16 protein-coding genes are annotated in these 18119 nt (G+C 58.0%); 1 reads left to right on the forward strand and 15 read right to left on the reverse strand.

Annotated elements, in window-relative coordinates; translation table 11 throughout:
- Positions 1 to 4: 4 nt before the first annotated feature.
- The 13 genes from recN to ftsW all read right to left on the reverse strand — a co-directional run bounded on the left by recN (position 5) and on the right by ftsW (position 14234).
- Positions 5 to 1654 carry a DNA repair protein RecN gene (recN, locus tag AC2D8V_RS08615; RefSeq protein ID WP_484733118.1) on the reverse strand — a complete coding sequence of 550 codons (1650 nt, stop codon included), beginning with the start codon at positions 1652 to 1654 and terminating at the stop codon, positions 5 to 7.
- A 34-nt stretch (positions 1655 to 1688) separates the two neighbouring features.
- Positions 1689 to 2555 (reverse strand): outer membrane protein assembly factor BamD, encoded by an 867-nt coding sequence (locus AC2D8V_RS08620; protein ID WP_484733119.1) that lies wholly within the window; start codon positions 2553 to 2555, stop codon positions 1689 to 1691.
- 192 nt (positions 2556 to 2747) lie between these two features.
- The gene (gene lpxC, locus AC2D8V_RS08625; RefSeq protein ID WP_484733120.1) at positions 2748 to 3671 is read right to left on the reverse strand and encodes a UDP-3-O-acyl-N-acetylglucosamine deacetylase; all 924 of its coding nucleotides are present in this window, start codon (positions 3669 to 3671) and stop codon (positions 2748 to 2750) included.
- 207 nt (positions 3672 to 3878) lie between these two features.
- Positions 3879 to 5516 (reverse strand): cell division protein FtsZ, encoded by a 1638-nt coding sequence (gene ftsZ / locus AC2D8V_RS08630; RefSeq protein ID WP_484733121.1) that lies wholly within the window; start codon positions 5514 to 5516, stop codon positions 3879 to 3881.
- A 376-nt stretch (positions 5517 to 5892) separates the two neighbouring features.
- Positions 5893 to 7227, reverse strand: a complete 1335-nt coding sequence (ftsA, locus tag AC2D8V_RS08635; protein ID WP_484733122.1) for a cell division protein FtsA — start codon at positions 7225 to 7227, stop codon at positions 5893 to 5895.
- 2 nt (positions 7228 to 7229) lie between these two features.
- Entirely contained in the window at positions 7230 to 8039 is an 810-nt protein-coding gene (locus tag AC2D8V_RS08640; protein WP_484733123.1) for a cell division protein FtsQ/DivIB, read from the reverse strand.
- Positions 8040 to 8098: 59 nt separating this feature from the next.
- Complete coding sequence (locus AC2D8V_RS08645) at positions 8099 to 9019, reverse strand: D-alanine--D-alanine ligase (protein ID WP_484733124.1); 921 nt, start codon at positions 9017 to 9019, stop codon at positions 8099 to 8101.
- Between the two features lie 110 nt (positions 9020 to 9129).
- Positions 9130 to 10059 (reverse strand): UDP-N-acetylmuramate dehydrogenase, encoded by a 930-nt coding sequence (murB, locus tag AC2D8V_RS08650; RefSeq protein ID WP_484733125.1) that lies wholly within the window; start codon positions 10057 to 10059, stop codon positions 9130 to 9132.
- 9 nt (positions 10060 to 10068) lie between these two features.
- On the reverse strand, positions 10069 to 10317 hold the full coding sequence (locus tag AC2D8V_RS08655; RefSeq protein WP_484733126.1) for a DUF2484 family protein: 249 nt from the start codon (positions 10315 to 10317) through the stop codon (positions 10069 to 10071).
- Positions 10314 to 10565, reverse strand: coding sequence for a DUF2484 family protein (locus AC2D8V_RS08660; protein ID WP_484733127.1), 252 nt, complete (start codon positions 10563 to 10565; stop codon positions 10314 to 10316). The genes AC2D8V_RS08655 and AC2D8V_RS08660 overlap by 4 nt, the downstream gene beginning before the upstream one ends.
- Positions 10565 to 11971, reverse strand: a complete 1407-nt coding sequence (gene murC, locus AC2D8V_RS08665; protein WP_484733128.1) for a UDP-N-acetylmuramate--L-alanine ligase — start codon at positions 11969 to 11971, stop codon at positions 10565 to 10567. Before murC ends, AC2D8V_RS08660 begins: the two co-directional genes overlap by 1 nt.
- Positions 11968 to 13068 carry a UDP-N-acetylglucosamine--N-acetylmuramyl-(pentapeptide) pyrophosphoryl-undecaprenol N-acetylglucosamine transferase gene (locus AC2D8V_RS08670; protein ID WP_484733129.1) on the reverse strand — a complete coding sequence of 367 codons (1101 nt, stop codon included), beginning with the start codon at positions 13066 to 13068 and terminating at the stop codon, positions 11968 to 11970. The genes murC and AC2D8V_RS08670 overlap by 4 nt, the downstream gene beginning before the upstream one ends.
- Positions 13065 to 14234, reverse strand: a complete 1170-nt coding sequence (ftsW, locus tag AC2D8V_RS08675; protein WP_484733130.1) for a putative lipid II flippase FtsW — start codon at positions 14232 to 14234, stop codon at positions 13065 to 13067. The genes AC2D8V_RS08670 and ftsW overlap by 4 nt, the downstream gene beginning before the upstream one ends.
- A gap of 134 nt (positions 14235 to 14368) precedes the next feature.
- Here ftsW and AC2D8V_RS08680 point away from each other — a divergent pair, with 134 nt between their 5' ends.
- Entirely contained in the window at positions 14369 to 15544 is a 1176-nt protein-coding gene (locus AC2D8V_RS08680) for a BaiN/RdsA family NAD(P)/FAD-dependent oxidoreductase (RefSeq protein ID WP_484733131.1), read from the forward strand.
- Between the two features lie 3 nt (positions 15545 to 15547).
- On the opposite strand, the gene murD is transcribed toward AC2D8V_RS08680, so the two are convergent.
- Positions 15548 to 16942 (reverse strand): UDP-N-acetylmuramoyl-L-alanine--D-glutamate ligase, encoded by a 1395-nt coding sequence (gene murD, locus AC2D8V_RS08685; RefSeq protein WP_484733132.1) that lies wholly within the window; start codon positions 16940 to 16942, stop codon positions 15548 to 15550.
- Positions 16943 to 17030: 88 nt separating this feature from the next.
- Positions 17031 to 18113, reverse strand: coding sequence for a phospho-N-acetylmuramoyl-pentapeptide-transferase (mraY, locus tag AC2D8V_RS08690; RefSeq protein WP_484733133.1), 1083 nt, complete (start codon positions 18111 to 18113; stop codon positions 17031 to 17033).
- Positions 18114 to 18119 lie beyond the last annotated feature (6 nt).

Raw genomic sequence — 18119 nt, forward strand, 5'->3', positions numbered from 1 at the left:
AACACTATCCCGCGAGCAAGGCACGGGCGGCGCCGCGGGCCTCGTCAGTGATCGTATCGCCCGACAACATTCGGGCAATTTCATCGACCCGTTCCGTTGCCGGCAAAGCGGTAACAGTAGACGTTGTCACCCCGCGCGAGACTTGCTTTTCAACCCGCCAATGGTGCGCGCCAAGCGCAGCAACCTGAGGAGAATGGGTCACCACAAGAACCTGACCGGCCTGCGCAATTGAGGCCAACCTGCGCCCTACCGCATCTGCTGTAGCACCGCCCACGCCGCGGTCAATCTCGTCGAATATCATCGTCAGGCCACTCTGCCCTTGGGTAAGGCAAACTTTCAACGCTAGCAGAAACCGGCTGAGTTCTCCGCCAGACGCGATCTTGTTCAATGGACCCGCAGGCGCGCCGGGGTTCGTTGCGACGGTAAAGGCAACGCCATCCGCCCCTTCCGGGCCCGGTGTGTCTTGCGTAATTTCGGTGCGAAATACCGCGCGTTCCATTTTCAGTGGCGCCAATTCCCTGGTCACAGCAGCATCAAGCTTGCTGGCAGCCACTCGGCGGGCGTCGGTCAGCTTTGCGCATGCAGCGGCAAACGCCTCTTCTGCGGCCTTGGCTTTGAACTGAAGCTCGGCCAGATCAGCCTCGCCATCATCCAGTGTTGTCAACTTTTCGCGCAGCCCATCAGCGTAGGTGGCCAGATCATCTGCCAAGACGTCATGCTTGCGTGCCAAGGCCCTTATCGCGAACAACCTTTCTTCGGTTTCTTCCAACTCCAGCGGGTTGAACGTCAGCCCATCAACGGCGGCCCCGATCCCATCGAGCGCTTCATCGAGTTCCGTCATGGCACGACCCAGTGCAGCCATCGGTGCCTCTAGAGCGCCTTGCGCTTTTTCTGCTGCACCATCCAGCCATCTGAGTGCTTCGCTTAGGCTAGATTCTGCGCCTTGGTGCCCCAGCATTTCATGCGCACGGATGACATCGGCACGGATTTTCTCCGCGCCCTGCATCCTTCGCCGGTCACTGTCCAACGTCGCTTCTTCACCCGGTTGCGGCGCAAGCGCATCCAGCTCTGCAACCGCGTGACGCAAGAAATCCTCTTCATCGCGAATGGCCGCCATCGCCATCTGCGCGGCAGCCAAAGCTTTCAAAGCCTTGGTTCGTTCAGTCCAAGCAGCGCGAACTGCCGATTTCTGATGTGCCAGACCCGCGAAATCATCCAGAATGACCTGATGGCCGCGCGGGTTCAAAAGCCCGCGATCATCATGTTGTCCGTGCAATTCAACCAGCGTTTCGGACAGGCGCCGTAATACATCACCTGAACAGCGCCGGTCGTTGACCCAAGCGGTTTTGCGACCGTCCTGTGTGTTCACCCGGCGCACAAGAAGCTCATCGCTTTCCGGCAATCCGGCCTCTTGCAGAATGGCGCGTGCAGGATGGTCAGACGCCAGATCAAACCACGCCGTAACCTCGCCCTGCTCCGCCCCTTGACGAACCAAATCAGCGCGACCGCGCCAGCCCAGGACAAAGCCCAATGCATCGAGCAAAATGGACTTGCCCGCACCTGTTTCGCCGGTCAACACGTTCAACCCCGGCTGAAACGCAAGCTCCAACCGGTCAATGATCAGCATGTTCGAGATATCTAATCCGCGCAGCATCAATCTAACCCCGACGATCGGCGTAATATACCCGTCAGAGCCACTGCCCCTTGACCGTCTGACGATAGATCTGTCGCAACCAACCATCGCCCTTCGGTTCAGGCCGCAAGCCTTGCCCTGTCAACAGCGCAAAGCTGTCTTGATACCAATCCGTAGACTGATAGTTGAAACCCAGGATCGCAGCCGCCGTCTGAGCTTCATCGGTCAGCCCAAGCGACAGATAGGCCTCGACCAATCTGTGTAACGCCTCCGGCGTATGCGAGGTCGTCTGAAAGGCCTCAACCACAACACGGAACCGGTTGATGGCAGCCGTGTAATGATCGCGCCGCAAATAGTAACGGCCGATTTCCATTTCCTTGCCTGCCAAGTGATCAAAGGCGAGATCGAATTTCAGGATGGCGGCGCGGGCATATTCGCTTTCCGGGTAGCGTTCGATCGTCTGCCTGAGCGCCTGTAGCGCCTGAAAAGTCAGCCCTTGATCGCGCCCTACCTCATCAATCTGATCGTAATAGCTCAGCGCGAGAAGATACTGCGCATATGCCGCATCATCATCGTCCGGGTAGAAATCGATAAACCGTTGGGCCGCGGACCGGCTGTTTGGGTAGTCCTGATCCCTGTGGTAGGCAAATGCCTGCATGATCAAGGCCCGTCGCGCCCAATCCGAGTACGGATAAAGACGCTCAATCTCTGCAAAGTAGAAAGCCGCTTCCTGCGGGTTCGAGTTATTCAGCTCATATTCGCCGCGCTCGAAAATCTGGTTCGGCGGATAGCTTTCAAGCGGTATTTCTTGCTGGTTAAAGATGTTACCTGTACGGCGTCCGTCATCGCTGCCACAATTTGCGAGCACCAGAGCAGCCGCCACCAGCGCTCCCAGTCTTGCCGCCTTTGCAACCCCACTCATCCTACGCCACCTTCGTTCCCTGTCAGGCGCGCGGCACGCAAAGCACCACGCCTGACGGTCGTAGCATAGAAAAATGGAAGGCAAAACGCTCTTTGCGCCTTGCATTGAACCTTCTGTAAAGATTGTGATCTCTTTTCAATGGGCAGTGAGGAAAAGTCAGCCGCCTGCACCCTGCTCATCCGACGCTCGAGATCAGGCAACAGCGGGGATTTCGTCCCAAATCAGCCCATGTCCGGGCAGACGAGATGCTGTTTCTTCATCACAGACGACCATGCGCACCGCACCGGGGGTGGCAAACAACGCGCGCAGCAACGTATTGGTCAGCGAATGGCCGGCGCGCACGCCCGTATAATGACCGATCAATGGCGCACCTGCCAAGGCAAGGTCACCAAGAGCGTCCAGCATCTTGTGACGCACGGGTTCGTCCGCGTGACGCAGACCACCTGGGCTCAGAACTTTGTCGCCTTCGAAAACAACAGCGTTTTCGCCGGGGTTACCACCGAGGGCCAGACCATTTGCGCGCATCGCATCAACATCGGCCTGACGGCAGAATGTGCGGCTGTCACACAATTCCCGTGCGAACGTACCGTTGTTCATGACGAGTGATTTTTGCTGATGCCCGATTGCCGCGTCGGCGAAATCAATCTCGAAATCAATACGAAGGGTGTCACTCGGTGCGATAGTGGCGCTCGCCTGCCCGTCGGACACAGTGACTTCTTTAAGAACTTCGATCGCGCGTACGGGGGCATTCAATGTCCGCAATCCGCGCTGCATGATGCCACGCACAAACGGCGCTGCTGACCCATCAAGGATCGGGACTTCAGGTCCGTCAATTTCTATAAGAGCGTTATGGACGCCACACCCGGCCAGAGCAGCCATGACATGCTCAACCGTGGATACTTCCAAACCGGTCGCATTCCGCAGGCGGGTACACAGCGGCGAACGCAGTACAGCATCCCAGCGTGCCGGGATCATCCGGTCGCCGACCGCGACATCAGTGCGCGCAAACCAAATACCATGCTCGGCTGACGCCGGGCGAATGGTCAGCGTGGCCTTTTGGCCTGAATGCAGGCCGTAGCCAGCAAAGCTGATTGGTGATTTGATCGTTGTCTGCACGTGGCCCCCACGAAATGTTAACGGCTTACCCGCCGCTTGGTTCCGTACTTAGGATTTGGGGCAGTTGCACTCAACTCAATCTTTGCAACGGACTGAAACACTAGTGTTACAATTGCGCGCAATGACGCTCACCTGCATGCAAGGCAATGTTTTAAAACAAAAAAAGCCACCGCATAGGTGGCTTTTTCCGTGTATTTCGTGATCGGTTCAGTTGGCCTGACGACGCAAAAACGCTGGAATTTCGATCCGCTCCTGATCTGGATCCGCTTGTTCTTGCGGCATTTGCGCAGGTGTTTGCGTGCGCTGTTGGACTTGCGGCTGCTGGCGCGGTGCCGGCGCGCTGGCCTCGTCCGCCTGCCCCGTCATGCGGTTGATCAGGGAGTTTATGCCAAAGCCCTTTTTCTGGCCATGATCCGCAATTGGCGCTGGCTCGACGCGCGGCTGTTGCTGTTGAGGAACCGATTTCGCAGCAGCGGCGCGCAAACGCGCCATTGCTTCAGGCGATGGCGTCCCCGGTGCACGTGGCGCCACAAACGTGTCTGGCTCTGCTTCCGAGTCAACTTCATTGCGGTTCGGCTCGAATGCTGCAACTTGTGGCTGGTATGCAGGTGGCGGCAGATCATCATCGGCCTGAGCCGCTGCCGGCACTTCGTTAAAGATGTCTTCTGCCATATCCTCGCTGGCTGCGCGCTCAGCGTCCAGTTCTTCGAACAGCGATGGTTCGTCAGTGGCTTCGCTCGCGCTCATTTCGGCAATCGTTGCCTCACCTGCTTCTTCAGCCACAATGGCTGCGGCTGGTACTACTTCTTCAGCAGTGACAGAGGGCTTGAGCGGTTCTGACAACGAGCGACGCGGTACCGGCATCTCCGTGTTGACGGCGGATGCGTCGATACCCGTGGCCACTACGCTCACGCGCATCAGACCTCCCATACCCGTGTCGAGGGTCGAACCAACGATAATATTCGCCTCAGGATCAACTTCTTCGCGGATGCGGTTTGCCGCTTCGTCCAGTTCAAAGAGTGTCAGGTCTTCGCCGCCTGTGATGTTGATCAGCACACCCTTGGCGCCACGCAGACTGATCTCGTCCAGCAACGGGTTGGCGATGGCCTTCTCTGCTGCCTGAATTGCACGATCTTCACCATCCGACTCGCCCGTACCCATCATGGCCTTGCCCATCTCATCCATGACTGCGCGTACATCGGCAAAGTCGAGGTTTATCAGACCCGGACGCACCATAAGGTCGGTCACGCCTTTGACCCCCTGATACAACACGTCGTCCGCCATCGAAAACGCTTCGGTAAATGTAGTTTTTTCATTCGCCAAACGGAACAGGTTCTGGTTCGGGATAATGATCAGCGTGTCCACGACCTTTTGCAGAGCTTCCACACCGTCTTCGGCCTGACGCATCCGTTTTGCGCCCTCGAATTGGAATGGTTTTGTTACGACGCCTACGGTTAGCACACCCAGTTCACGCGCTGCCTGAGCTATGATCGGCGCGGCACCAGTACCCGTACCGCCGCCCATGCCTGCAGTGATAAAGCACATGTGTGCGCCCGCGAGGTGATCAACGATCTCTTCTATGCTCTCTTCGGCTGCGGCCGCGCCAACGGTAGCGCGCGCGCCTGCCCCCAAACCTTCAGTAACTTTGACGCCGAGTTGCACCCGATTGTCGGCGCGCGCCTGCTGCAGCGCCTGCGCGTCGGTATTCGCAACAACGAAGTCGACCCCGTCCAGCTCTTTCTCGATCATATTGTTGACAGCGTTACCGCCAGCACCGCCCACGCCAAATACCGTGATGCGAGGTTTCAGGTCTGCCTGTCCGGGCATGGAAAGAGTAAGGGTCATAATTAAATCCGCCTGTTCTGCGTGGCCCGCATTCGCGGGTGTTTTTTGAGGTCTACCTGCGGGAGACAATACCTGTTGTAACCCTAAGGGTCACGCAAAAAACGCAAAAATCCACAAAATATGGGTCGTTGTGAGCAAGATTGCGCTGCATATCCCAAACCTCACAAGATAATGTGAAATTTTATCCGCATACTACGAGTCGTAGAGGCGCAAGAGCGGGCCCACAGAAACGTGCCGCCATCTGTGACCAACAATTTTCAACTATAGGAAGACTGCTCAGCCCGCCTTGGGCGTTTATCGCCCTTGTGGATAACCCTATCCGATTCGAGTGCTTTTGACCATGGAAACCGCACTGCTGTGCGGTAGATCGCCTGTTTTACCAGTTATCACGAAACCATTTGACCGCACGTTTGAGGGATCGCTGCGGGTAGCTGTCTGCGGGTATGTCAAAATCCCACCATTCATCCTGTGGATGCGCGGCAAACAGCGACAAGCCGACGACAGAAGCAAACCCAGGCCCCGTCGCTGCCTGGGGCAATCCATGAACCCGAAGCGGCCGGCCCAGCCGCACCTGTTGCCCCAGAATTTTACTGGCGAGCCCGTCAAGGCCGGGGATCTGACTACCCCCCCCTGTCAGGACGATCTGCTGGCTTGGCAGATGCTCAAAGCCGGCAGCATCCAGCCGCGCACGCACTTCTTCCAGAATTTCTTCGACGCGGGGTCGCATGATGCCGATGACTTCGGCACGGCTTGCCGTGCGCCGGTCGTGTTCGAAATCACCGGTGTCACCGCCAATCTCGATCATCTCACGGTCGTCAACGCCAGTTGCGTGCACACCGCCATGCATCGTCTTGATCCGCTCCGCTGTCGTCAATGGCACCTGAAGCCCCATTGAAATGTCGGAGGTCACATGATCGCCGCCCATGCGAATGGTATCGGCGTAAATCATATGCTTTTTGATAAAGATCGAAACGCCTGTGGCCCCACCCCCGATATCAATGCAGGCAGCGCCGAGCTCTTGTTCATCCTCAACTAGCGAGGAAATGCCGCTTACATAAGACGAAGAGGCAATGCCGGCCAACTCCAGATCACAGCGCTTTATGCAATGCGCCAAATGCTGAACGGCCGAACCGTCTACTGTCAGCATGTGCAGGTCGACGGACAACTCGTTACCGATCTGCCCGCGCGGGTCGCTGAGACCTGACCGGTGATCCAGCGCGAAATTCACGGGCTGGGCATGCAGCACCTCTCGCCCGGCCCCGTAATCGGGGACATCACAGGCCGCAAGCACTCGGGCCACATCTTCTTCGCCAACGGCCTCGCCCTCCAAGGCGATGCGTGCATCGAGACCATAAGACCGTGGCTCCGCACCGGAAAAACAGGCGATCACGTGATCCACCCGTATGCCCGCCATTTTCTGCGCGCCCTGTAGTGCAGTGCGAATGGCGCGCTCTGTTTCCGCCATCGCGCAAATCTCGCCAAACCGCACACCACGCGAGCGTGTTGTTGCAGCGCCAATAACACGGAACCCGGATTGCCCGGCCAACGAGCCGATTTCGCCCTCTTCCCCAACGGGCGCTGCCCCGTCAAATCGCAGAACCAGACAGGCGATTTTCGAACTGCCCACATCCAGAATGGCCACAACTCCGCGCTGCATTGCTGCTTTGCGCATGTTCCGCATCTGACGCTGACTGTCGTAAAGGTCGTTCATTGTTACTGCCCTGATTCTTCTTTTATTTTCCACCACGTTTCATGTGCGTGTTTACTCATCTGCACAGTCGGACGCGCCCCCAGTCGCAAGTCGATCCGCCGGATATCGCGGGCCAGCACGTCTCGCGCACCGTCCAGCGCGATGACGCGGTCCAGCGCTTCGACCGCGCCTTCCTCAGGCAGCAAGATTCGTTGGTCACGGTCCAGCACAACGTCCCACCTGCGCTCGCCCATGCGAACCAAACCGCGCAACCTCCCGCCTAAAGGGGCTGCTGCTCGGTAAAGATCCAGCGCTTCTTTGACGTGGGCAACGGCGTTCTCGCCTGCGATCAACGGCAAATCAGGCCGCGCCATCCGTTTGGAAATTTGATCGACATAAGCGCCGGAGACGTCGACCAGCGTTAGACCTTCGGGGCTGCGCCAAATGGCGACAGGCGTGCGCGGCGTTACGGTAATATGCAGGATGCCACCGGGCTTGATCCGCACCGCGGCCGCCTTCACGGGCGCTAACTGTGCGACAGTGTCGCGAATTTCCGAGAGATTCAGATCAAAGGAACTAAGTGGAAAATCCAGTGGAACAACTTCGCGGATGTCCTCCGCGATGGCGTCACTTCCGCCTTCCACAGACATCAAGTGCACCATAAACTCTGGCCGGGTCTCAAAGCTTGCCTTGGCCTCTGCCACAGTTTCCGCAACCATGCGGCGGTTGCCCTCATCCGACAACCACCATGTCGCTAGACCGAACGTGATTGCCATGGGCAGACCCGCGCGCAGGAACAACAGGAACAGTGGCGTCAGCATCAACCTTTGCATACGCCACGCCCAACGCGACGGCGCTGGGTCAAATACTTTACGCGTCCGGTTTTGGCGGCCTAGCGATCGCAAGATGCATCCTCCACCATCCAAGCGCAAAGCGCGCCAAAACTTGTGCCGACCGCCTGCGCCTGTTCGGGCGACAGCGAGGTTGCCGTCATTCCCGGTTGCGTGTTGGTTTCCAACAGGATTAGTCCATCCGCCCCATTGCTTTCGTCCCAGCGAAAATCTGTCCGGCTGACCCCGCGACAGCCCAATGCGCGGTGCGCTCTGAGCGCGTATTCAAGGCACAATTCAAAGATATCTGCGGGAATCTCGGCCGGCACGACATGTCGTGACCCACCCGGCTTATATTTTGCATCGTAATCGTACCAGCCGTCAGTAATGATGTCCGTTACCGTCAGCGCGCGGTCGCCCATGACCGTTGTGGTCAGTTCTCTGCCCGGTGCAAAAGCTTCGACCATCACAGTTTCCGGCATATCCAAAGATAGTTGCGGGGGGCCGTTGCTGTCCTCATGCACAAGGTAAACACCAACCGAAGAACCTTCATTGTTCGGCTTTACAACATAAGGCGGCTCCAGGACGTGGCGCGACCGGACATCATCAGATGCAGCAATTACGCTTGGCACGACTGGCAGCCCGGCGGCGGCAAAAACTTCCTTGCTGCGTTGTTTGTCCATGGCCAGCGACGAGGCCAACACTCCAGAGTGTGAGTACGGCAGGCCGAGCCACTCCAACAGACCCTGCACGCACCCGTCTTCGCCCCAACGTCCGTGCAGACAATTCAGCACCGCATCGGGGCCAATATCTTGCAGTTGCACACAAAGATCGCGGCCGGCATCCACCTCGACCACTTTAAATCCCTCGTCCCGCAATGCAGCAGCGCAGGCTTTGCCTGTGGACAACGACACTTCGCGTTCGGCCGAAGGTCCGCCCATCAATACTGCCACTGTCGGGGGTGTCCTGCTCGACTGACCCACCTTGGTGCCTCTGAAATGGGCCCTGATATCAGGCCCTTTTGTTTTGTTAATGTCCGACTTTTGCGCCGGTTCACCGTCTGTTATTCAATGCAGCTTTTGGCAAATTATCGTTAATCTGAGCTTAACGGTTCACCAACTCGCATGATTTCCCATTCTAGCGTGATACCGCTTGAATCGTAAACCTTTTTTCGCACCTCTTCGCCCAATCCCTCAAGGTCAGCGGCGCTGGCCCCCCCGGTGTTCAAAAGAAAGTTTGAATGCTTTTCGCTCATTTGCGCCCCGCCTCGACGCGCGCCTCGCATACCGGCGTCGTCGATGACCTTCCAAGCTTTGAAATCATGCACATCATCTGCCTTTCCGGTAGATGAAAACCCTGCCGGATTTCGGAATGTAGAGCCCGCACTGCGCTCTTTGGTGGGTTGCGTGGCGTCCCGCTTTGCCAGCTGATCCTGCATGCGCGCATGGAGCGTTTCCGGTGCGCTGCGGGGTGCAGTAAACTCTGCCCGCGTGATGACGCACCCTTTCGGCAAGGTTGACTGCCGATAGGCGAGTTGCAGTTCCGGTGCGTCCATCCAGAGCTGGGAACCATCCCGCGTGACGATGTGAACACGCCTCAACACGTCTGCAACGTAACTGCCGTAGCATCCCGCGTTCATGCGAACAGCGCCACCAATGCTGCCGGGAATCGTTCTGAGAAACGTCAGGTCAAGGCCGGCATCGGCTGCTTTGCGTGCCACATGCGCGTCGAGGGCCGCCGCGCCTGCGGTTACAGTGTCGCCGGTAACCCCGATATCGTTAAATCCACGCCCCAAACGGATGACCACCGCGCGCAGTCCGCCATCGCGCACAATCAGATTTGACCCGACGCCCATCGGGAAAACGTCGATATCAGCGGGAAGGGCCGACAGAAAGGCACTGAGATCATCAGTGTCCGCGGGTTGGAAGAACCAGTCAGCCGCCCCACCGACGCGCAACCACGTCAAGTCATCCAGCGCACGGTTTGGCGTCAAACGTCCGCGTACTTCAGGCAATTCACTCATAAACGGGTCTTAGCGCATTGTGACGCGCTTGATCCAGCGGCCAAGATATATGACCGGCCAACGAAGAACTGACATGCCCATCGCCATGACCAGCATTCCGATCCAAGGGCCATGTTGCCACGTGACGAAACCAACGATCGGAATACCCACTGCGATTAGAATGTATGCATTCCGCCAGTGTTGATCCTTGCTGGGCAGCATGGCCAAAACATTCGCGATGACGGCCCAGAAGGCCGCCAGTGTCAAAGATAGGCTCATTTCGGAATCTCCGGATGCTGCCCGCGTGCGCGGGCCAGAAAATAACGCAACGGGTTGCGAAACATCGAAACAAAGGCAAAAAGCGCAAGGGCTGCGGCCAACCAGCTATAGCCCACACCGATCCAAAGGATCAGAATCGGTGCCGCCACCAGCAGCATAACTCCCGGCACGTATTGGTATCGCATCGGAAGCAAGGCAACCGCTGCAGACGCCAGTACCCACAAGCAGGATGCCCAAAGCAGAGCCATCAAGCAGCCCCCTTGTGCAGCCGGTTCGGCAAACTGTTGGCCCAAGTACTTATGGTGCCCGCCCCGAGGCAGACCACCATATCGCCCGGCCGTGCCTGTTCGCGTACCAGCCGTTCCAGATCATCTTCATCTACCACCGCGCGCGCGTGCCGGTGCCCGTGACGGATAAGGCCTGCCACCAGATCATCCCTGCTCGCGCCCTCAACGGGATCTTCGCCTGCGGCAAACACTTCGGCAATGCCCACCACATCGGCGTCGTTGAAACAGGCGCAGAAATCTTCAAACAAATTCGACAGGCGCGAATAGCGATGCGGCTGGTGCACGGCGATCACGCGTCCGTCCGTTGCCTGCCGCGCCGCTTTCAGCACGGCGGCGATTTCGACAGGGTGGTGGCCATAGTCATCAATAATCGTCACGCCGTTAATTTCGCCGACGCGGGTAAATCGCCTGTTAACACCGCCGAAAGCAGACAAGGCCGTGCGTATCTGATCGCCCTTCATCCCCAGATGGCGTGCCACAGCCACGGCAGACAAGGCGTTAGAAACGTTATGATCTCCCGGCATCGGCAAGCTGCACCCGTCGATGATGATGCCTTCGGCCTGAAGCGCCACGTCGAAATACGCAACGCCGCCTTCATAACGCAGGTTGACGGCTCTTACATCTGCTTGCGCGTTAAACCCGTAGGTGATGACGCGCCTGTCAGAGATCCGGCCTACGAGTGCCTGCACCTCCGGATGATCGGTGCAGCATACAGCAACACCGTAGAACGGAATGTTCGACACAAACTCGAGAAATCCGCGGCGCAACGTATCGAAGTCACCCCAGTGTTCCATATGCTCTGGGTCAATGTTCGTGACAATTGCGATCGTAGCAGGCAGGCGATTGAAAGTGCCGTCGCTTTCATCTGCTTCGACAACCATCCACTCGCCCTCGCCCTTACGCGCGTTCGAGCCGTAGGCGTGGATGATGCCCCCATTGATAACGGTCGGGTCGAATTCACCGGCGTCCAAAAGCGTAGCTACCATCGTTGTGGTCGTCGTTTTGCCATGCGTCCCTGCTACGGCAATGTTCGACTTCAGCCGCATAAGTTCCGCCAGCATTTCCGCCCGCCGGACCACCGGCAAACCCTGCGCGCGCGCTGCGTCCAACTCGGCATTACCAGGCTTGATCGCGCTCGAAATCACGACCACCTCTGCATTCTCGACGTTTGCCGCTTGCTGATCGTCAAAAATATGAGCCCCGAGGTTTTGCAGCCGCCGCGTAATCGCTGTCGCCTTCAGATCAGAGCCCTGAACGGTATACCCGTGGTTGAGCAACACCTCAGCGATACCCGACATGCCGATGCCGCCGATGCCAACGAAATGAATGGGGCCCACATCCCCCGGCAGTTTGGTTGCTGCGCTCATGATGACTGTCCTTTTGCTGCCAGCTCTTCGACCATGCCTACGAGGGCCTCTGTCGCATCGGGTTTTCCGAACCCGGCGGCTGAGCGCGCCATTTGCATCGCTCCGTCGGGATTGTCCAGCACCGACAGGATCATTTCTGTCATGGCTTCTGGGTTTGCCTTGGATTCCGGGACCATGATCGCGCCACCTGCTTCGACCAGCCCACGGGCATTTGCGGTCTGATGGTCTCCTGTCGCTGCAGCAAAGGGAATCAATATTGACGGGCGGCCGATTACTGAAAGGTCGGCAACCGATGACGCCCCTGCCCGACTGATCACAAGTTGCGCCTCGGTCAAACGCCGCGGCACGTCAGAGAAAAACGGCTGCACGTCAGCCTTGATCCCGTGTTCTGCGTAGTATTTTGCAACACGTTCCTGATCTTCACCACGCGCCTGATGGCTCACGCGCAGGTTTTGCAGCATCTTCATCGGCAGGCCGGCAATTGCGGGCGGGACGACGTCGCTCAGGATACGTGCGCCTTGACTACCGCCAATGACAAGGACTTCCATGGGGTAGTCGCCTGGCGAAATATAACCGGCCTCGGCCCTTTCCAGAATGGCGGCGCGCACCGGATTTCCGACGTGGTATCCTTCGACACCTTCTGGCAGTGCCGTAGGCCATGTGCCACAAGCAACGGCATCAACACGCGGCGCAAACAACGCGTTGACGCGCCCGAGCACACCGTTCTGTTCGTGAATCATCCGCGGTTGTTTGAGCAAGTACGCAGCCGCCATTGCCGGAATCGTCGGGTAGCCGCCAAAGCCTACAACAACAGCCGGCTTGTCGCGCAGGAAAGACAGGACCGCACCAATAGTCCCCGCGCCAATCTGAAACGGTGCGGCCAGTTTCGCGACCACACCACCGCGCGCAAAGGTTGCGCTCCTGATCTCGATGATTTCTGTTTCAGGAGGAAAGCCGCTGGTATAGCGGGCGCCGCGCGCATCGGTCGTAAGTCGCACCCGCCATCCCCTCGCCAGCATTGCCTCGGCAAGCGCTTGCGCGGGGAACATATGACCACCGGTGCCGCCCGCCGCAATCAAGAGCAAAGGTTCTGTCATCGCCCGCGCCCCCGGGACAGCAGATCACTGATTTCGCCTTGCGGCCTGTTGCGTGTAAAGGCCAGAAGCATGCCCACTGCAATGCCAGAGGCGATAATCGACGAACCGCCGTAGCTGACGAATGGCAGCGTCATACCTTTTGCCGGCAGCAGGCGTACGGCAACCCCCATGTTGATCATCGCCTGTACACCAAGAGTGCAGGCAAGACCGGTACCGGCCAGCCTGATGAAAGGGTCGCGCTCCTTGACGAGACGCGACAGGGACCGGACCACGACACTCGCGTATAGCACAATGATAACAAGGACGAGCACGAGGCCGTATTCTTCAGCCGCGACGGCGATGATAAAATCCGTGTGCGCATCCGGCAGCGACCATTTCACCTGCCCCTCGCCGACACCAACACCAAAGAAACCGCCCTCCTGAATGGCGTTAGTGGCATAGCCCATTTGTGTTGTCGGGTCGATGTCCGTGCTCAAGAAGCCGTCGATCCGGCGGGCAAAATGCTCTGAATTGCTGTATGCTATGGTGCCTGCAAAAATGACCAGACCAGCCATGCCCACCAACAGAACCATCGGCGCGCCAGCCACGAAATACATAACCCCCCAACTGAAAAGCACCAGACAGGCCTGACCGAAGTCAGGCTGCAGAGCAAGCATCAACACCAGGCTGACACACAGCCCGAAGGACCACGTTTTGCCGGGCGGGCCATTCAATTCGGCGGATGCCGCCATCATCCAGGCCCCAACGACGATAAAGCCGGGCTTGAGGAATTCCGAAGGCTGCACTGACGCAAAGCCCAGCCGATACCAACGCACCGCCCCTTTGCCAAAGTCCGTCCCGAAGAATGGCAACAGCGCCAAAGCCACAAACGCAACCAAAAAACCGATAACAGCAAGCCTGCGCACCAGCACGGGCGACATCATCGACGTGACAAACATCGCCGCGAGAGCCAGAAAACCAAAGACCGCCTGTCTTTGAACGTAGTGAAACGGCTCGAACCCGTTTTTGGCGGCCAGTGGCGGGGATGCAGCAAGCCCCAACAACAGCCCTATCGCGAATAGCAACAAGATGCAGGACATCGACCATTTGTCGAGCGTGCGCCACCATTTGGGGAGGATCGGTTCGCCATCGCGAACCGGAACTGCGCCATAGACCATTTCCGTCATGGGTGCCTGCCTTGAATATTACACTGCCGTTCGCCCCGTTTTCGGGGTCTGATCCGACGATTCTAACGTGAAATGACAGCCAAAGCTAGCCTGAACGCTTGCCAATTCCGTGGTTTCGCGCCAGTTGCTGCTGCATGAAGGTCGATGTGGCGATCATAGGCGCGGGTGCAGCCGGTATGATGTGTGCAGCGCATACCCAAGGGCGCGTGCTCTTGGTGGATCACGCTCGCGCGCCCGGCGAGAAAATACGCATTTCCGGCGGGGGCCGCTGTAATTTCACCAATATGTACTGCGCACCGGACACGTTTTTGTCGCAAAACCCGCATTTCGCCAAATCCGCGCTCGCCCGTTATACCCAATGGGACTTTATTGATTTGGTCGATCGGCACGGCATCGCGTGGCACGAAAAGACACTGGGACAGCTATTCTGTGACGTTTCAGCCAAAGAGATCATTACAATGCTGCGCGACCTGTTACAGCGAAACCAAGTGGATTTGCGTTTGCAAACCACTGCAAGCGACTTTGCAAAGACGCCGGAAGGATTTTCCTTTTCCCTAAACGGGGAGAAAGGTCGCACCGAGGTTCTGGCCCATTCACTGGTTGTTGCCACTGGTGGCAAATCAATCCCGAAAATGGGCGCAACAGGGCTGGCCTATGATATTGCGCAGCGTTTTGACGTACCTGTTACTGAAACCCGCCCGGCCCTCGTACCCTTTACGTTTCCCGGAGGCCACTTTGCCGCACTTTCCGGCGTGTCAGCACAGGCACGGGTAACGACAAAGCGTACCAGCTTTGACGAAGCCGTGCTTTTTACCCATCGGGGCTTGTCTGGCCCTGCCGTTTTGCAGGCGTCTTCTTACTGGCGGGAAGGCGAAGATATCTGTATTAACCTGAATCCTTCGAACACCTTGCGCGACGAATTGCGCGCGCGGCGACAACAGTCGGGGCGTCGTAACCTCACAACAGAACTGGCGCGAGCGCTGCCTGCTCGGCTGGTCGATCACCTCTCTGCCAGCATGGATTTGAGCGGGAATCTCGCGGACCAGTCGGACAAGCGGTTGGGTGCAATTGTTGATCGTCTGGAAAACTGGGTGATGGTGCCGTCAGGCACAGAAGGTTACCGCACCGCCGAAGTTACGCTGGGCGGGATAGAGACTGACGCTTTGTCGTCATCAACAATGGAAGTTAACAATGTACCCGGGCTCTACTTTATCGGCGAAGCGGTTGACGTTACCGGCTGGCTGGGCGGCTACAACTTTCAATGGGCTTGGTCCTCAGGCATTGCCGCGGCGCGCGCCTTATCGGGATAACGGCTACAACTTCTTGCGGACTTGTTTCATAAAGTCTTCGCCGCGTTGTTCGAAGTTGTCATACTGATCAAAGCTTGCAGCCGCAGGAGCGAGCAACACGACCTCACCCGGCTGCGCGTCTTCAGACGCCCGCGCCACGGCGTTTTCCATGGTGGTGCAAACCTCTGCCTCGACCGGAAGCTGGATGGCAAAATTCGCCGCTTCGCGGCCAATCACATAGGCTTTGCGCACATTGCCAGCAGCATTTCGCAACGCGTCCAATCCGCCGTCTTTCTCGAGGCCGCCACAGATCCAACGTATGGCGTCAAAAGCCGCCAACGCCTTTGACGCTGCATCCACATTGGTGGCCTTGCTGTCATTCACAAAGCGGACACCGTCAACCTCTGCGACCAACTGGCTGCGATGCGGCAGCCCTGCAAAGCTATGAAAGCCGGCTTCGATAACCTTTGGCGCGAGGCCCAGCGCGCGCGTTGTTGCATAAGCCGCACAGGCGTTTTGATGATTGTGCGATCCCGGCAACCCGGCAATTGTACGCAAATCGATCGAAGCGACCTGCCGTCCCTTGCGGTACTCGGACAAAAAGCCCTTGCGCGCGAAAACCTGCCAGCCCGGTCCAGTAAGTTTTTGCGTCACCGACATCCGGATCACCCGGTCATCCGCTCGACCTTCAGACAGTTGCCCCGCGAGGAACTTCCCTTCGGGTTCATCCACGCCAATGACGGCACGGTCTGGACCGCCTTCGGCAAAAAGCCGTCGTTTGGCCGCAAAATACCCCCCCATCCCACCATGACGATCAAGGTGATCCGGCGACAGGTTGGTGAACACGGCGATGTCCGGCGTCAGGGCGCGCGCCAGCTCTGTCTGGTAACTGGACAATTCCAGCACAACGACTTCACCATCCTGTGGCGGGTCGATGTCAAGGACTCCGCGGCCGATATTGCCCGCCAACGTGGCCGGTCTGCCCGCGTGACCGAGCAAGTGATGGATCAGCGCGGAAGTAGTGGATTTGCCGTTGGACCCGGTAACCGCAACAACCTGCGGTACGGTATCGAATTTCTGCCAGTCCGATGTCGCGAAGGACTGAAAAAACAGGCCGATGTCATTGTCGACGGCAATCCCGGCATCAAGCGCTGCGGCGACTACGTGGTTGGGCGCGGGATAGAGGTGCGGAATCCCAGGGCTAACGATAAGGCGCGCGATGTCCTGAAAATGGTCCGCTTTCGAGAGGTGTTGGCACACGAACCCCTCGGCTTCGGCCTTTTGACGCGCTTCGCCATTATCGTCCCAGCACGTTACTGCGGCACCGCCGGCGCGCAATGCCCGCGCAGCGCTCAGACCGCTGCGGCCGAGGCCCAATACGGCGATACGGACGCCGCGCACGCCGTTTACCGGGATCATGTTACAACCCGCGAGGGGCTCTGCCCCGCCGCTTCGCGGCCCCCCGGAGTTTTTTGGGCAAAGTGAGAGAGCATATTCGCCACCTGCCTCAGCGCACCTTGAGCGTGGCCAGTCCGATCATGGCCAAGATAAGCGAGATAATCCAGAAGCGGATCACGATGGTACTTTCGGCCCATCCTTTCTTTTCGTAGTGGTGATGGATCGGCGCCATGAGGAAGACCCTTTTCCCGGTTTTCTTGAAGTACAGCACCTGAATGATGACGCTGAGCGCTTCGACCACGAAGAGCCCACCCACAATGGCCAGAACGATTTCGTGCTTGGTCGAGACTGCAATAGCGCCAAGCGCACCACCGAGCGCGAGGCTCCCTGTATCTCCCATGAAAACAGCCGCGGGAGGCGCATTGTACCACAAAAAGCCCAAGCCACCGCCAAAGAGGCCGGCGGTAAAGATCAGTATTTCACCGGTGCCGGGCACGTAATGCACATCAAGATATTCGGTGAAGTCGACGCGACCGACCGCATATGCGATCACACCCAGCGTTCCAGCTGCGATCATCACCGGCATGATTGCCAGCCCGTCAAGCCCGTCTGTCAGGTTGACCGCATTGGCGGCGCCGACAATGACGATCATCGCAAAGGGGATAAAGAAAAACCCCAGATTGATCAGCGTGTCTTTGAATACCGGCAGCGCCAGCCTGTACTGCAGCGCGTCGGGGTGGTACTGGGCCGCCCAGATTGCCGCCGTCGCCGCAATCGCAAATCCGATGGCGAGGCGCACGCGCCCCGGGACACCAGCAGTAGATTGTTTGGAAACCTTTGCGTAGTCATCCAAAAACCCGATCAGGGCAAAGGCCATTGTGACAAAGAGCACGATCCAGATGAAGGGATTGTCGAGCCGTGCCCAAAGCAAGGTTGAAGTCAGCAGGGCCCCCACGATCAGCAAACCGCCCATTGTCGGCGTGCCGGCCTTGATAAAGTGCCCTTCCGGGCCGTCATCACGGATCGGTTGGCCCTTGCCTTGCTTGCGGCGCAAAACATTAATCAGCGGTTTGCCAAAGAGGAAACCGAAAACAAGTGCCGTCAGAAAGGCACCGCCCGCACGAAAGGTGATATAGCGAAAAAGGTTGAAAAAATCCCCCCCGTCCGACAGTAGCGTCAACCAATAGAGCATGGCGTT

This window comes from Roseobacter sp. YIN89 (assembly GCF_057219365.1).

Coding starts and splice junctions, on each gene's coding strand:
- recN (WP_484733118.1), bottom strand. CDS start 1,654: ATGCTGCGCGGATTAGATATCTCGAACATGCTGATCATTGACCGGTTG.
- AC2D8V_RS08620 (WP_484733119.1), bottom strand. CDS start 2,555: ATGAGTGGGGTTGCAAAGGCGGCAAGACTGGGAGCGCTGGTGGCGGCT.
- ftsZ (WP_484733121.1), bottom strand. CDS start 5,516: ATGACCCTTACTCTTTCCATGCCCGGACAGGCAGACCTGAAACCTCGC.
- ftsA (WP_484733122.1), bottom strand. CDS start 7,227: ATGAACGACCTTTACGACAGTCAGCGTCAGATGCGGAACATGCGCAAA.
- AC2D8V_RS08640 (WP_484733123.1), bottom strand. CDS start 8,039: ATGCAAAGGTTGATGCTGACGCCACTGTTCCTGTTGTTCCTGCGCGCG.
- murB (WP_484733125.1), bottom strand. CDS start 10,059: ATGAGTGAATTGCCTGAAGTACGCGGACGTTTGACGCCAAACCGTGCG.
- AC2D8V_RS08655 (WP_484733126.1), bottom strand. CDS start 10,317: ATGAGCCTATCTTTGACACTGGCGGCCTTCTGGGCCGTCATCGCGAAT.
- AC2D8V_RS08660 (WP_484733127.1), bottom strand. CDS start 10,565: ATGGCTCTGCTTTGGGCATCCTGCTTGTGGGTACTGGCGTCTGCAGCG.
- murC (WP_484733128.1), bottom strand. CDS start 11,971: ATGAGCGCAGCAACCAAACTGCCGGGGGATGTGGGCCCCATTCATTTC.
- AC2D8V_RS08670 (WP_484733129.1), bottom strand. CDS start 13,068: ATGACAGAACCTTTGCTCTTGATTGCGGCGGGCGGCACCGGTGGTCAT.
- ftsW (WP_484733130.1), bottom strand. CDS start 14,234: ATGACGGAAATGGTCTATGGCGCAGTTCCGGTTCGCGATGGCGAACCG.
- AC2D8V_RS08680 (WP_484733131.1), top strand. CDS start 14,369: ATGAAGGTCGATGTGGCGATCATAGGCGCGGGTGCAGCCGGTATGATG.
- murD (WP_484733132.1), bottom strand. CDS start 16,942: ATGATCCCGGTAAACGGCGTGCGCGGCGTCCGTATCGCCGTATTGGGC.
- mraY (WP_484733133.1), bottom strand. CDS start 18,113: ATGCTCTATTGGTTGACGCTACTGTCGGACGGGGGGGATTTTTTCAAC.